Here is a 14487-nt window from a genome sequence, read left to right on the forward strand (position 1 = left end):
CTAAGCTAATCGATGAGCCACTATCTACCGCTGGTTGCGGCTTTGATCACCATGCTGGTGACCACTTTGCTGGTATATGGGAAAAATATCTCGCAGACGACACAGCACGACGCGCAGAGAGACCTAGAGCCCCCATCCACTCCGCGCTCAGGTGGCATCGCTTTGCTGGCAGGTATTCTGGCTGCGTGGGTTTTGGTATTCAAGGAGCTGTCTTGGTGGGTTGTGCTGCCCCTCTTGGCTGTGTTTGTTGTTTCTTTGATGGATGATAGGCGCGGTGTGCCGTTAAGAACTCGGTTACTGGTGCAGAGTGGAGCTTCACTCTTACTGTTGTTCGGCTCAGGAGTGATGATGCAATATCCACTGCTGGCCGCTGTTTTGCTCTTCATTGTTGTGTGGATGACTAATCTTTACAACTTTATGGACGGCGCGGATGGACTGGCTGGCGGCATGGCATTCTTTGGTTTCACCGCTTACGGCGTAGCTGCGCTTATTGGGAGTCAGCCAACCTTTGCGATGCTGAATTTTTCAGTGGCTGCAGCTGCACTCGGCTTCCTCTACTATAACTATTCCCCAGCAAAAATATTTTTAGGCGACTCCGGCTCGATGGTCTTGGGATTCCTAGTGTCAGCGATGGGTGTCGCAGGGTGGCAATTGGGGCTTTGGTCACTTTGGTTCCCGCTACTGGTATTCTTTCCTTTCATTGCGGATAGTTCAGTCACCCAAGTGATACGCAAGCTCCACGGAAAAAAGATCACCGTGCCACACCGTGAGCATTTCTATCAGCGACTTCTCGACATGGGATGGAGTCATAAACAACTTGCGGTCGCTGCGTACGTGCTGATGATAGGCGTAGCGATCACAGGGATGATTGCACTGCATCAGTCCTCATCATGGGTTGTAACAACATTCCTAGCTTGGATCGCAATATATGCTGGATTGATGTTCCTCATACATCGGCGCTGGCAAACCTTTCAGGGTGAAATGCCATGATTCACCCGCGTACCCAACTGGCCATTCTCCATGATCTGTGCATTGCTGTTTTCGCCTGGATTTTGGCTTACCTGTTGCGCTTTAACTTAGAGCCACCTGCACACTTTTTGACTGAAATGTGGCAGACCTTAGTGTGGGTCGTGCCGCTCCAGGGTCTTGCCTTCTGGCACTTTGGCTTGTATCAAGGCATTTGGCGTTATGCCAGCCTGAATGATTTTAGGCGTATCTTGCTTGCAGTATTGCTTTCCGCTTCCGCCATCCCCTTGCTGTTTTGGATGTTGCGCAGCAATGTGGTTATTCCTCGTTCTGTGTTGTTGCTCGATCCGCTGCTGCTATTGTTGTTGATGGGGGGCAATCGGCTACTCTATCGGATGTGGAAGGAGCGTCAGTTTTCTGGCTCGATGGGATTGTCGAGCGAGCCTGTGCTGATTCTCGGTGCGGGTGATGCGGCAGTTAGTTTGTCTCGTGAGTTGCAACGTAGCAGGCTGTGGCATCCGATGGGCATGCTGGATGACAACCCCGACAAGATCGGGCGCTCACTGGATGGCATCAAAGTACTCGGTACACTTGACAGTCTTTCGGCTTGGGCGGAGCGAGCGAGCGTTCGACAGGCCATCATCGCTATGCCATCGGCCACGCACCAACAGCGCAAGCGGGTGATCGACCTATGCCAAAAGGCTGGGGTGAAAGTACTGACCGTGCCCTCGTTTGATGATCTGCTGAGTGGGCGAGTATCGGTGTCTCAATTGCGCGAGGTCGAGCTGGATGATTTGCTGGGACGTGATCCGATACAGCTTGATGATGACGGGTTGCATCGCCTGCTTACCGGTCAGGTGGTGATGGTCACCGGTGCTGGAGGGTCGATCGGCTCTGAGCTATGTCGCCAGATCGCGCGCTTCCGCCCTTCCTCCTTGCTACTCTACGACCAAGGTGAATTCGCCCTTTACACCATCGAGCAGGAGCTGCGCGTCAGCCAGCCTGAGCTTCGTTGTGAATACTTGATCGGCGATGTGCGTGACTCGGCCCGGTTAGACGAGGTGATGAGCCATTGGCAACCCGCTGTGGTTTTCCACGCGGCTGCCTACAAGCACGTTCCCTTGATGGAGCAGCGTAATGCTTGGCAGGCGATCCAGAATAATGTGCTAGGGACGTGGCGGGTGGCGCAAGCCGCGCAACGGTATGGGGTCAGTAAGTTTGTGCTGATCTCCACTGACAAAGCCGTCAACCCGACCAATGTGATGGGCGCGAGTAAGCGTTTGGCGGAGATGGTCTGTCAGAGTCTGCAACAACCTATTGGCACACGCTTTGTGATCGTTCGCTTCGGCAACGTACTGGGGAGTAACGGCAGTGTGATCCCGAAGTTTCGCGAGCAAATCGCCAAAGGTGGGCCGATTACCGTGACGCACCCCGACATCACCCGCTTCTTCATGTCGATTCCTGAGGCGGCACAGTTGGTGTTACAAGCCGGGCTGATGGGGCAGGGCGGTGAGATATTCGTGCTGGACATGGGCGAGCCGGTCAAGATCGTCGATCTGGCGAAAGAGTTGATTCGCCTGTCTGGAATGGGTGAAGACGATATCAAGATCGAATTTACTGGGTTGCGTCCTGGTGAGAAGCTGTATGAGGAGTTGCTCGCTGATAATGAACATACTCTGCCTACTCCGCACGCGAAACTACGCATTGCTCAGGCGCGGGCAGCCGATGTCGATCTTCAAGCGGCTCTTTTGAGCTGGGCTGAGGCCCCACAACAAAGCGATGCCGCCGTGAAGCAGGTGCTCACTCGCTGGGTGCCGGAATACTCGCCGGATCTCAGGAGTCATTGATTCATGTCTTCGTCCGTTTTGAGTCGTAGTGCCCAATGGCTAGTCATCGCCCTGGCCTTCACCGTTCCGCAACAAGTCGCCGTCAACAATCTGGTTTTGGCCGTTTTGCTGCTAGTTGCACTTCCTGTGTTCGGTACCGCACTTCCAGCGCTGATACGTAGCAATCCGGTGGCGCGCTCATCATTTGCGCTGTTCGGGGTGTTATTTTTTGGAACGCTATGGGGTACTACGCCTTGGGGCGAGGCCATGGGCATCCTTGGTAAATACGCGGACCTTGCCGTGATTCCCTTGCTTATGCTGTTGCTGCGCGAACCCGTGACGCGTGAGCGTAGCTTACGGGCGTTCTTTATCATCATGATTTTTGCGCTCGTGTTGTCTTGGGTGATCGGCTTGCACCTAGTGCCGATCACCCCCAGTTTGCGCTACCTGATCGGCCCATCCGCATTGGTGGACAATCCCAGCATCTTTCACAGTCATATCACGCAAGGCGTGCTGACCAGTTATGTCGGCTTTCTTTTCGCGCTCCGCGCTAGGCTTGCCACCACCTCCAGACAGCGTCTAGGATTTTTGCTTCTGACCTTGCTGGCCTGGAGCAATGTGCTGCTGATGCTTCAAGGGCGTACCGGCTATCTGGTGTTGCTGGCCTTACTCAGCTGGCTAGGCTGGACTGTGCTGCGAGACAAGTTGCAGCAACAGGGGCGGGCGCTGGGTTGGAAATCTATCGTGGCAGCCATGTTGCTGCCTATCGTCCTACTTGCGGTCAGTTATCAGGCAGTTCCTCGCTTTCATGATCGCGTGGCGACAGCCGTGACTGAAGTGCAGACGTGGCAACCGGGCGCAGACCATAGCCTCTCTTCCATGGGGACGCGATTCGATTTCTATGCGAATGCGCTGAAGCTGATCGAGCAGCGGCCATGGGCGGGGTACGGCACCGGCGGAGTAGCCGCAGCGTATAAGCAGCAAGCCGCCGGCGCCGACGTGACGATCACCGCCAATCTGCATAACGAATACTTGATGCTGGCGGTGCAAGTGGGGTTGCCCGGTACGCTGTTGCTACTGCTGCTTTTCTTCACCCAATGGCGCTGTGCTAACCGACTTCCACCCTTTGAGCGCGTTGCCGCACAAGGCTTAGTCGTGGCCTATGTTCTAACCTGCCTACTCAACTCCATGCTGTTGGATCATACCGAAGGCTTGTTCTTTGCCTTCTTTACGGCTTGGTTGTTCGCTAGGCTGGATGAGCAGACACCAACCGCCTGACGGGATTTCGCCCATGCCCAGCCTTTCGATCATTATCATTACGCATAACGAGTCCGCCAATATTCGTGACTGCCTTGCTTCGGTTGCGTGGGCGGATGAGATCATTGTCGTGGACTCCGGCAGTACCGATGGAACCCTTGAGGTCGCTCACGAATTCACCCCCAACGTGTATTCGCATCTCGATTGGCTAGGGTTTGGTGTGCAAAAGAACCGTGCATTAGCTTATGCAACAGGAGACTGGGTACTGTCATTAGATGCTGATGAGCGGGTCTCGCCACAGCTGCACGCAGAAATCAAAGCGGTGTTGGCCTCACCGCAGGCTGAAGGTTATCGGCTGCCACGTAGCTCCAGCTTTTGCGGGCGATTCATTCGACATTCGGGCTGGTATCCAGACTATGTACTACGTCTATTCCAACGTGGGGCGGGGCGATTCAGTGAGGCCTTGGTGCATGAGTCGGTACAACTTCAAGGCCGAGTGGAGAGCTTGAGTCAGCCCTTGATCCATTACACCTATCGGGACGTGGAAAGTGTGATCTCCAAATTAAATCACTATTCCAGTGCCGCTGCCGAACAGATGGATGCAAAAGGTAAGCGGGGAGGTCTGGCGCAGGCGATCTTGCACGGCAGCTGGGCGTTCTATCGAACCTATGTGCTGCGGGCGGGCTTTCTCGATGGGCGTGAAGGTTTCATGTTAGCCGTGATGAATGCCGAGAACAGCTACTACCGCTACATCAAACTCTGGCTGAAACAAAAGTCTTGAGCCAGCTCAGCGCGCTAATTCGCGTACTTTAGGCAACATGTCCTGCGCTAGCATCGAATTCGCTGTATCCGAGATGTGATCACCATAGCTATATAGAAACTTACCGTTGCGTGTGACAACACACTGGTTCTTGGGGGCGTCACACAACAACGGTGTGGGATCGTAAACAGCAAGCGTCGGATGCTGTAGTTTCAATTGCTGGATGAAGTCGTAATAGGCTTGGACTCCTTTGAGATGCTCACTGTATTTGAGCGTGCATCGCGGATTCTCATTGCGTCGCAAGTAGCGATTGAGCAACTCACTTCCGGTTAGTCCTCCGCTGATGCAACTGCGTGGATCAGGGAAAGTCGGGTTGTCGATCACGAACATCACGCGTTTCCCCGCACTTTCAAGTCGGCCTATCGCTCGGCTGTACGAGTCCAATATCCCCGCTGCCGGACTGCCAGAGATGAAGCCCGTCTCACTGTCCAATGGGAAGATGCCGCGCAGTGCCATGACCATAAGCACCACCGAAATATCAGGATCTTGCTCCACGGTTTTCCACGCGAGCTGATTCTTCGCTTGCTGGCGATCCTCTGCCGCCGGGTTCGTACTCGGCGGATAAACCGTTCCTAGCATGACCCAGCTCATGTCAGGCGAAGATTCGCGTACCAATCCATAGAACAGTGCTTCGCCCTTACTGTCGCCGAGGAGTGCGTAATGGGCGCGGGGTGCGCTGCGGGTACAATATTGGAACTTCTGCTGCTGTTCTTCACTCAGCCCACACGCGTGCGGCCAATGATCTTTATCCTTACCCACGATCAAGGTCGTAGGGTCTCCGTTCAGCATGGACAACATCCGCCATTTGACGCCATCCAGTTTGCGTACAGCCTCCCCAGCTAAAGCCACTGCCAGCATGCTCAGGCAAAGCGCTCGGATAAGGTTGCGTGAGCGTGCCTGAGAGCGTATCGGGCGTTCGATCAGGCGGTAGGTTAACCAAGCCAACACAACGCTGATTATCACCAATCCCAGTCGTAGCATGGGAGAGGGCGTGGCCGACTCCATGATGCGTGCGAAAGACAGTAGCGGCCAATGCCACAGATAAAGTGGATAGCTGATGAGTCCGATCCACACTATGCTGTCGCGTGAAAGCACATGACGATTAGGCCAAGCGCGCTCACCGGCCTGGATCAGGCAGGCTGCACCCACTACCGGGAGCAGCGCCCAGGCGCCAGGGAAAAGGTCGTGGCTATCGAGTACCGACACGCCGACGAAAATCAATGCCAGCCCTAGCCAAGCGAGCAGACTGCGCTGTACTTGGGTCATCGAGATACGTTGTGTTGCTGTATGCGCCAACATAGCCCCGAATGCCAGCTCCCAAAACCGCGACAGTGGAGAGTAGAAATCAGCGACTACGTTCTGCTGCACCAGCACTAGGCTATAGACAAATGATGCGCCCAGTACGATAGGGAAAACCCAAGTCGCATGGTTGGGGCGTCGCCAGAGAAAGGCGAGGATCAGCGGCCAAACGATGTAGAACTGCTCCTCGATGCCCAAAGACCACAGGTGTAATAGTGGCTTGGTGTCGGCCGCATTATCAAAATAACCAGCCTCTTTCCAGAAGATCAGGTTGGCGACGAATCCAGCCCCACTCTCGACGTGTTTGCCGAGTTGCTCATACTCCCCCGGCGACAGGATCACCCAGCCAGCCAGCAGACTGGCCAGCAATACTACGCTCAGAGCTGGAAAGATTCGCCGAATGCGGCGAACGTAGAATGTCTTGATGCTGAACGTGCCTGCCCCTAGCTCTTCCCAGATGTGTTTGGAGATCAGATAGCCGGAGATGACGAAGAAAATATCTACGCCGATGAAGCCCCCGTGAATGAGGCTCGGAAAGGCGTGATATGCGACGACCGATAAGACAGCAATGGCCCGAAGTCCATCTATATCTGGACGATAGTCGCTCTTGCTGTAAGTGGGAGTAGCTATTGTCATGGGCTAGTCAGATGCCGAAGCTCATCAGGGATAGTTTTTCTTCCAGCTTTTGCATACCATGCGGGTCTTTAGATTTGAGGCCGGATTATACTGGCTCTGCGTGCCCCCTCCATGTCTGATGAGCCGTTGAAACTGATTCACGTTGTGCGCCGCTACGGTCCAGTTGGCGGAATGGAGCGTTACGTGTGGGAGCTCACCCGCGAACTCGCCGCACAAGGACATCAGGTCGTGGTGGTGTGCGCACGTTGCCATGTCGCTCTGCCCCAAGGCATCACCGTGGTAGAGCTGGGTGACATTCGGCCGCGCCCACGCTGGATCGCCTATTTGCGTTTCAGTCGCCAAGTCGCGACTTGGCTGCGTGAGCATCCACACCCCGACTGGTTGATCCACAGTCATGAACGTGTCGATGTGCATCATGTGACCACCTTCCATGGCCCGCCCTTTGCCAGCGTGCGTGAGCGGCCTTGGTGGAAAAAACTCTCGCTGCGTATCTGGGCGCAGTTGTATCTCGAGCGACGCGAGTTGGCCAGAGCGCAAGCCATTATCCCCAACTCCGAGATTATCCGAGACCTGCTAGCGCGCTACTACCCCGAGTACGCGCACAAATTGACTGTACCCGTCGTGCCTGGTGTGATTCCTAGTGCGAGTCGTCCAAACAGAGTCGCTGCCGAAAACGGAGGCATCGTCGGGTTCGTCGGCCGAGAGTGGCAACGCAAGGGTTTGCCCTTGGCCGTCGAGATCGTTGCTCAGTTACGGCGCACTCGCCCTAAGCTCGAATTTTGGGTGGTCGGCCCCCGAGCGGATGAGATCGAGCATCTATTCGCAGGTTGGCTGGGAGGTTTCCAGTTGTTGGGCTGGCGTACCGACGCGGATTATTTGCGTGACTTTGATGTGCTGCTTCATCCAGCCAAGGCGGAGCCTTACGGTATGGTCATCTCCGAGGCGATGGCTGCTTGCGTCCCCGTAGTCGTATCCGACGCCTGCGGGGCTTCGGAGCAAGTTAGTGCTGACTCTGGGTCTGTGATCGGATTGGCGGAGAGCTTGGAGGATTGGGTGCGGGCGGTCGAGCAACAGTTGCAGCGTATCACTCCCGTGCCCGCATTCCGCCATGGCTGGGATGCGGTGGCGCAGGAGTGTGAGACAATCTACCGAGCGTTATCCAAGAGTGATGGCGCTACAAGCAACCCACACACCGATAGCCCCTACTAAACCCAATGACCCGAATCAAACACGAAGCTGGCATCTTGTCGCGCTATTCACTCTCAGGTGCGATCAATACCGTGGCTGGTTTCGCTACCATTTTTGGTCTTACCGCGCTCGGTTACCAACCTTACGTCGCCAATGCGGCGGGCTATCTTGTCGGCTTGGTATTGGGGTTCTTCGTGTCGCGTCGCTTTGTGTTCCGCCACGAGGGAAAGATGAGCGCACAGGGCGCGCGCTATTTGTTGGCCTTCGCTTTATGCTTTTCCATCAATCTACTGATACTCCGCTTTGCCTTACAAGCCGGCATTCACGAAATGCTGGCGCAAGCGCTTTCCACGTCGGTGTATATCGTGGCGATGTTCCTAGCGCTACGCTTCTTTGTGTTCCACCAGCGCGCTAAATGAGCGTCGCCGCTGGGCGGCCGATCAGGTAGCCTTGCGCGCAATCCACGCCGATCTCACGCAACAGGGCGAGTGTCGCTTCATCCTCGACGAATTCCGCAACAGTGGTCTTGCCGTAGCCCTGAACTGCATTGTTCAGGGCGCGCACGAACATCACATCGTCCGCGTTACTGGTCAATCCACGAATGAAGGAGCCATCGATTTTGACGAAATCGATGGGTAGTTCCTTCAAATATTGGAACGAACTATAGCCGACGCCGAAGTCATCCAGCCCAAACGCACAGCCCAAGCCACGCAGTTGCGCCATCACGCGGGTCGCTTTACTCATATTGGCCAGAGCGGCAGTCTCAGTGATCTCCAGTTGTAGATTCTTGCCTTTTACCCCATGGCGTTTGAGTGCTGCTTTCATCGTCTCAAAGGCCAGATCGTCATCGAAACTGCGGCCCGAAAGATTGAGCGCCACCTTGAATTCAGGACGCCCTGCGGCGAAAGCGACGACCGCTTCGATCACCCAACGATCGACCCTGCGAATCAGGCCGGTACTTTCAGCTGCCTCGATGAAGTCACCCGGCATTACCAGCTTGCCATCCTCCCCGACCAAGCGCAGCAGGGCTTCGTAATGGCTGATGGTGCCTTTGGCGATGTTGCGGATGGGCTGGAAGTGCAGTACCAAGCGCCCATCTTCTAGCGCTCGCTCCACTTCACGTTTCCAGTGTGCCCGTTTGCCCATGGAATCTCGTTGTGGGTCGTCCGCTGAGTACAGATGCCAAGAGCCGTGCCCTTTATCTTGTGCCTGAAGCAATGCGAACTGGGCGCTACCGAGTAGCGTATCGGCATCCTGTCCGTGCATGGGGAACTGAACCATGCCAACACACGTTGATAGCGCTTGAGCTGTTTGCAGTCGCGCCATTTGCTGCGGCTGAATGTGATTTAGTTGGCGTGCGAGTGCGATGGCATCCGTGCTGTTCAGCTCGGAAAATACGAGGGCGAACTCATCGCTGCCTAAACGCGCCATGAGTCTAGGGGTGGGAGTCAAGGTTTCGACGTATGCGGCGAATGCCTGTAGCAGGGCATCTCCCGCTTCGTGTCCTTCCGCCTCGTTGACCACTTTGAATTGGTCGAGATCGCATACCAACATCGTCCCTTGCTCGCCGACAGTGAGCAAGGCATCGAGCTCACGCTTGAACGCTCGGCGATTGAGCAGCCCAGTGACCGCATCGCACTCCGACAGTTTATGAAGTTGATGCTTGGTTTGCCGGTGCTCGGTTACATCCATGCCGACGGACAGATAGGCGGGAGTTTCTCCTGCCTCATGCGCGAGTCGAGTATGAAACCACACGATGTCACGTACCGTGCCATCCGGCTGGAGTCGATTCGATTCGCCGTGATAGACATTGCCCGACATCATGCCTGCCAGCTCCTGTGGATACCCATTGCGCTGCCAAGTATCTAGAAAAATATCAGCAAAATCTTGCCCCAAGATGCTTCCCGAACTTTGCCCGCTTAGCTCATGGGCGGTTGCATTGGCCATGCGGATGCGCCGGTCGCGGCCATAGGTGAGGATCAAAACAGGGGCGGTGTTGAACAGGCTATAGAAGAGATCACGCTCGCGCTCTAGTTGATTCGCTTGTGCCGCAAGGTCGTGCAAATGTTCGCGTGACTCGGTACGTAGTCCTTCGAGTCGGCTGGATAGGATCACGGCCAACGATTCCAGTTCGTCCGCTTCGTCAGGAAAACGGCCGCGCGGACGAGCGCGGTAACTCTTGCGCACGTCTTCAAAGCGTTCCTCCCCGAGCAGTGGTAGCAAGCCTGTCACATGTTGGAGGCGGCGCATGGTTGGACGCAACATTGCGTAAAGTAACACCAATCCCAGCAATAAGGCGACACAGCCCAACCAGAAACTTCGGCGCGCAGCGGCGCGTATCGCTCGTACCTGCGTCGTAACATCCGTCGCGAACACTAGATGAGCTTGTAATCCATCGCTAACAGGCACTAGCATCAGTTGATGGATTCGATTGTCTAGGCCGAGTTGAACCTGTCCCTTCTGCCAAGAGCGATGGATGGCGGTATTCAGCAGCTCTTGTGTGGCCGTTCCTCCGCTGAACGATAACAGGGACATTCCGCTGAGCGGGGTGGTGGTTCTTTGTGGCTTGCCGGCAAACACGGCTACCTCGGCCCCAATCAGTTGGCGTAGATCGAGGATGATGTTTTCTAGATTGCCGGTTACCGCGATTGCTCCTAGCGTTTCCCCTCGATATGAGATTGGCGTGACCAACTGGTAGGCACATTGTTGTGCGCATTCCAGCCAACTCAATGGCCGCTCTTGGCGTTCGGCGGCAATGGCCATGCGCGATTGTTGTGCCGAGCCATACTCACCCCAGCCCGCGAGTCGCTGCTGATGGTTGTCATAGATGCTGACCGCCAGCAAACCCTGGCCCATATTGAGTTCGGACCACAACCCCTCCAAGTCTCGCTCCAAGCTCCCCTGCTGCCGATCGATCAGATCCTGCCGTACGTTCGGCAAGCCAGCGAACATGAGCGCCTGCATCTGCAATCGATCCGCCTGCAATTTGAATAATCGCTGGACCAGCTCTTGCGCTCTTACCTGACCCTCGGCTTGAGCTTGGTCGAACTGACGTAGCTCAATGCGATATTGCTGCCATACGAACAGTCCGCCGGTGACACACAAGACGAAGCCTGCCAATAGCAGTATTTTCCAGCGGATACTGAGAAAGTTTCGTGGGCGTAAAGGAGGTGTCATCCGCGTTCCTTGCTTAGAAGCGCCACGCGGCCTGCATCAATAGCAGATTCCAGGGCGAGGTGAGTACCATCGGCGGATTGTCTAACTTGGATAGCCAAGCAGCTCCATTGACGTGATGACCTTCCAGAAAGAGTGACCAGTCTTTGCTGGGATCAAAACGTAAACCTAGCGTCCAGTCGCGCGCGTAACGCTGAGCCGACGGTAGGCCTGTCATGGTCGAGAAGCGCTGCCCATTACGATCATTCGCATCAAGATATACGGCATCGAAACGTGCCAGCGCTTGCCAGCGAGGGATAAAGCGCCACTGAGTCTGGAGGTACACGGCTTCGATCGTGCTTCCCATGTCGAGTATCGGTGCAACGGGTACGTTAAAGCCATTGCGTATTTGGTGGGTCAGCGCGTATTCGACGGTATGCGTCCATGCTTCTGTGTTGTGCTCCAGCGACAATACGCCTGTGTTGAGCGTGATAGTTCCGGCATGCAGGAAGTCTATGGGGGCGGGCTGATAGCGCATCTTCAGTGAACCTAAAGAGAGGCCGCTGCGCCAACGCCCACCATCAAAGTCATAGAGCACTTGTCCCAGTATCGAAGTGCGTCCATCAAAACTTCCCGGCTGTTGATCGACCATGAAGGCAGTCAGATTGCGATCATTGACCTCGGGACGAATCGCGCTGATCTGCCAATACAGGCTGCCGCCGGCTATCTCTCGGTCTCCATATAGAGCTACGCCGGGTGCCGACAGAAAAAAGCTGCGCACCTGATCGTGATAGATGGACTGGGGGAGAAGCACGCCAGGGCGAGTGTGCGCAACGTCTCGGGTCGTGTTGTAGAGGCCGAACGAATTCTTGATCTTGCCCAGTCTGATACCGACACGCTGCTCGGACATGTCCAGCAAGTTGCTGTCAATGAATGCATAGTCCACTCGTGTCGTCGAGCTATCAATGCCACCTGCGCGACGTGACAGCAACTGTCCCGAGAGTAACCAGTTCCCATTGGGTCGCCATGACAGGTTGCCGCCAAGCTCGTACATGTCGAATCCGGCTTTGCCGGGCTGGCTGCCGCCGACTCGATTGTCGCTGGTCCATACGGCAGACTGACTGACAAAGCCGTGGATTTGTAAACTTTCAGGCAGTTCTCCTGCCCGTGCGCTGGCTGCGCTGAGCAGCATACTAGTGCACAGTGATAATGCGAACCGCATCATGGTCGCTCACTTTCTTGACGTAGCCGATCGCGCCGAGTGTCGTGGACACCCGCTCGATCATTTGTTCTTCGGAAAACAACTCAGTGGGAGCTTGGCCGATGCCGGAGTACACCTGCCTATCCCAAGACTGTCGTAGCTGGTAGGGAAAGACATCCAGAACTTCCTTGCAAAAGGCATTATGCAAAGGGTGTGCGTCAGCGAGTACGAATACCCGAACAGGCGTGCCATCAGGCCATTTGTTTTGTCGCATGCCAAATGTTGAGCGCGCAGTGCTGACCGTTAGCGCAGTCGCGGTAACATTTGGATGAACGATCACCTCGACGGCACTAACGCAAAGCGACAGTAGGCCGAGGGCTCCGCATACACCCCTTATAAACCAACGAGTTGATGCAATTCGCTGGGACAATGGAACTCTCCTCTATTCCTAATATATTCCAGTACTCTTGGAATGCCACCTCTAAATTGGTGGGGTTATCCCCACCTCTTTGGGTGGGTGATGGAAGTAGAACTGATAAGCAGGGAAGCGTCAAGTCTGAAAAGTCCACGACGAGGCCATGATTCAGTGTGTCACCGTGCTAGGATGGCAAAACTATGACTCTTACCGAATTACGCTACCTTGTCGCATTGGCTGCCGAGCGCCATTTTGGTCATGCGGCTGAGCGTTGTTTCGTGTCGCAACCCACACTTTCGGTTGCCATCAAAAAATTTGAGGACGAGCTGGGAGTGGCTTTGTTCGAGCGTGGCAATAACGAGCTCCAGCTCACTCCCATCGGTATTCGCATCGTTCAGCAGGCTGAACGTACTTTGGCCGAAGCTGATCGCATCAAAGATATCGCTTCCGAAGGCAAGGATCATCTTAGTGGCACGCTACGCTTGGGGGCGATCTACACCATCGGACCTTATTTGTTGCCGGTTCTGGCCCCCCTGCTTGCCCAACGAGCATCGCAGCTGGCGCTGGTATTGCAGGAGAACTACACTGACCGTTTGTTGGAGGCTTTGCGGCATGGCGAGATCGACGTGATCATCATCGCCTTGCCGCATGTAGAGAGCGGCATGGTGGCGCTGCCGCTGTACAACGAGCCATTCCGTGCCGTGGTGCCTGCCGGCCACCGATGGCAGGGCGAATCAGCGGTGCAGCCGGCTTGGCTGCTGGACGAGCCCTTGTTGATGCTATCCGCCGGCAACTGTTTCCGCGATCAGGTGTTAGACCTGTGTGCTCACGCCAGTAGCGGCCTGAGTGGGCGCTTGCCTCGCTTGCTGGAAGGCAGCTCGCTGGAGACGTTGCGCCGCATGGTGTCCACCGGCATGGGCGTGACGGTGATGCCAGCCAGCGCGGCCGATCCGCTCACCGGTAATGACCCGACGCTGGCTATCCTGCCATTCGTCGCCCCCGAACCCAGTCGCCGCGTCGGACTGGTATGGCGCAGTAGCTTTCCGCGCCACCGCGTCATCGATCTTCTGCATCGCGCCATTCTGGATTGCGAGCTGCCCGGCTGCACACCGGCCTGATCATCGCGGCATCCGCCTGATGTGGTTCACTTCTTCATAGGCATCTCCTATCACCCTCATATCGAGAATCAATTGGAAGGCTGATCGCCAGACTTCTAAGATGCACCTGTCGCTAACAAACTTACGAAAGGAAAGCATCATGAGTAACGCCTCCGCCACCATCAAGAATCTCGAAGCGGCGTTTGCCGGCGAGTCGATGGCCAACATCAAATATCGATATTTTGCCAAGCTGTGCCGTGCTGCCGGAGACGAAGCCAGCGCCCGAGTGTTCGAGGAGACGGCAGATCAGGAGGTGCAGCACGCTTTCGGTCATCTTGATTTGCTGTTTCCTGCCGATCAGATGAGTCCCGCGCGTTGTCTGAATATGGCCATCGAAGGTGAGACCTACGAGTTCACCGAGATGTATCCGGCGTTCCGTCACGCCGCCGAAGCCGAAGGTCGAAGCGACGCGGTACAGGAGATCGATGAGCAGATCGCCGAGTCGAAGGAGCATGCCACCCGTTTCGCCGCCACGCTGGCAAAGGCAGCTAAACGTTTCGCCGCATTGGCCCGCGTGGAAGAGCGCCACGCCAACCAGTACCGCACCCAATTGAACAGCATTGCTTGAA

At 55.6% G+C, this 14487-nt stretch carries 12 protein-coding genes; 8 read left to right on the forward strand and 4 right to left on the reverse strand.

The genetic code is table 11. The features are described 5' to 3' along the window. Positions 1-51 precede the first annotated feature (51 nt). From OYT1_RS00605 to OYT1_RS00620, 4 genes are read left to right on the forward strand one after another with little or no spacing between them, the layout of a single operon-like run. Positions 52-990, forward strand: coding sequence for an MraY family glycosyltransferase (locus OYT1_RS00605; RefSeq protein ID WP_232013238.1), 939 nt, complete (start codon positions 52-54; stop codon positions 988-990). Then, entirely contained in the window at positions 987-2813 is a 1827-nt protein-coding gene (locus OYT1_RS00610; RefSeq protein WP_062625827.1) for a polysaccharide biosynthesis protein, read from the forward strand. Before OYT1_RS00605 ends, OYT1_RS00610 begins: the two co-directional genes overlap by 4 nt. A gap of 3 nt (positions 2814-2816) precedes the next feature. Beyond that, complete coding sequence (locus tag OYT1_RS00615; RefSeq protein WP_062625826.1) at positions 2817-4070, forward strand: O-antigen ligase family protein; 1254 nt, start codon at positions 2817-2819, stop codon at positions 4068-4070. Positions 4071-4083: 13 nt separating this feature from the next. Further along, positions 4084-4830, forward strand: a complete 747-nt coding sequence (locus OYT1_RS00620) for a glycosyltransferase family 2 protein (protein WP_062625825.1) — start codon at positions 4084-4086, stop codon at positions 4828-4830. A gap of 6 nt (positions 4831-4836) precedes the next feature. On the opposite strand, the gene OYT1_RS00625 is transcribed toward OYT1_RS00620, so the two are convergent. Beyond that, positions 4837-6804 carry an acyltransferase family protein gene (locus tag OYT1_RS00625; RefSeq protein ID WP_062625824.1) on the reverse strand — a complete coding sequence of 656 codons (1968 nt, stop codon included), beginning with the start codon at positions 6802-6804 and terminating at the stop codon, positions 4837-4839. A 111-nt stretch (positions 6805-6915) separates the two neighbouring features. On the opposite strand from OYT1_RS00625, the gene OYT1_RS00630 reads away from it, so the two are divergent. Together OYT1_RS00630 and OYT1_RS00635 are read left to right on the forward strand one after the other, a co-directional pair. Continuing rightward, a complete protein-coding gene (locus tag OYT1_RS00630) occupies positions 6916-8013 on the forward strand; it encodes a glycosyltransferase family 4 protein (RefSeq protein WP_172588488.1) in 1098 nt (365 codons plus the stop codon). A gap of 5 nt (positions 8014-8018) precedes the next feature. Then, positions 8019-8411 (forward strand): GtrA family protein, encoded by a 393-nt coding sequence (locus tag OYT1_RS00635; protein WP_062625823.1) that lies wholly within the window; start codon positions 8019-8021, stop codon positions 8409-8411. Here OYT1_RS00635 and OYT1_RS00640 read toward each other — a convergent pair. From OYT1_RS00640 to OYT1_RS00650, 3 genes are read right to left on the reverse strand one after another with little or no spacing between them, the layout of a single operon-like run. After that, positions 8404-11169: a bifunctional diguanylate cyclase/phosphodiesterase gene (locus tag OYT1_RS00640; RefSeq protein WP_084611907.1), complete on the reverse strand. Its 2766-nt coding sequence runs from the start codon at positions 11167-11169 to the stop codon at positions 8404-8406. The two genes, OYT1_RS00635 and OYT1_RS00640, sit on opposite strands and share 8 nt — an antisense overlap. A 13-nt stretch (positions 11170-11182) precedes the next feature. Next, positions 11183-12337 (reverse strand): TonB-dependent receptor, encoded by a 1155-nt coding sequence (locus tag OYT1_RS00645; protein ID WP_062625821.1) that lies wholly within the window; start codon positions 12335-12337, stop codon positions 11183-11185. Between the two features lies 1 nt (position 12338). Beyond that, positions 12339-12620: a hypothetical protein gene (locus tag OYT1_RS00650; RefSeq protein WP_232013202.1), complete on the reverse strand. Its 282-nt coding sequence runs from the start codon at positions 12618-12620 to the stop codon at positions 12339-12341. Positions 12621-12961: 341 nt separating this feature from the next. Here OYT1_RS00650 and OYT1_RS00655 point away from each other — a divergent pair, with 341 nt between their 5' ends. Both OYT1_RS00655 and OYT1_RS00660 read left to right on the forward strand, forming a co-directional pair. Continuing rightward, complete coding sequence (locus tag OYT1_RS00655) at positions 12962-13879, forward strand: LysR substrate-binding domain-containing protein (protein ID WP_062625820.1); 918 nt, start codon at positions 12962-12964, stop codon at positions 13877-13879. 139 nt (positions 13880-14018) lie between these two features. Beyond that, the gene (locus OYT1_RS00660) at positions 14019-14486 is read left to right on the forward strand and encodes a rubrerythrin family protein (protein ID WP_062625819.1); all 468 of its coding nucleotides are present in this window, start codon (positions 14019-14021) and stop codon (positions 14484-14486) included. The last annotated feature ends 1 nt before the right edge of the window (position 14487 follow it).

This window comes from Ferriphaselus amnicola, assembly GCF_000974685.2.
GTDB classification, from domain to species: Bacteria; Pseudomonadota; Gammaproteobacteria; order Burkholderiales; family Gallionellaceae; genus Ferriphaselus; species Ferriphaselus amnicola.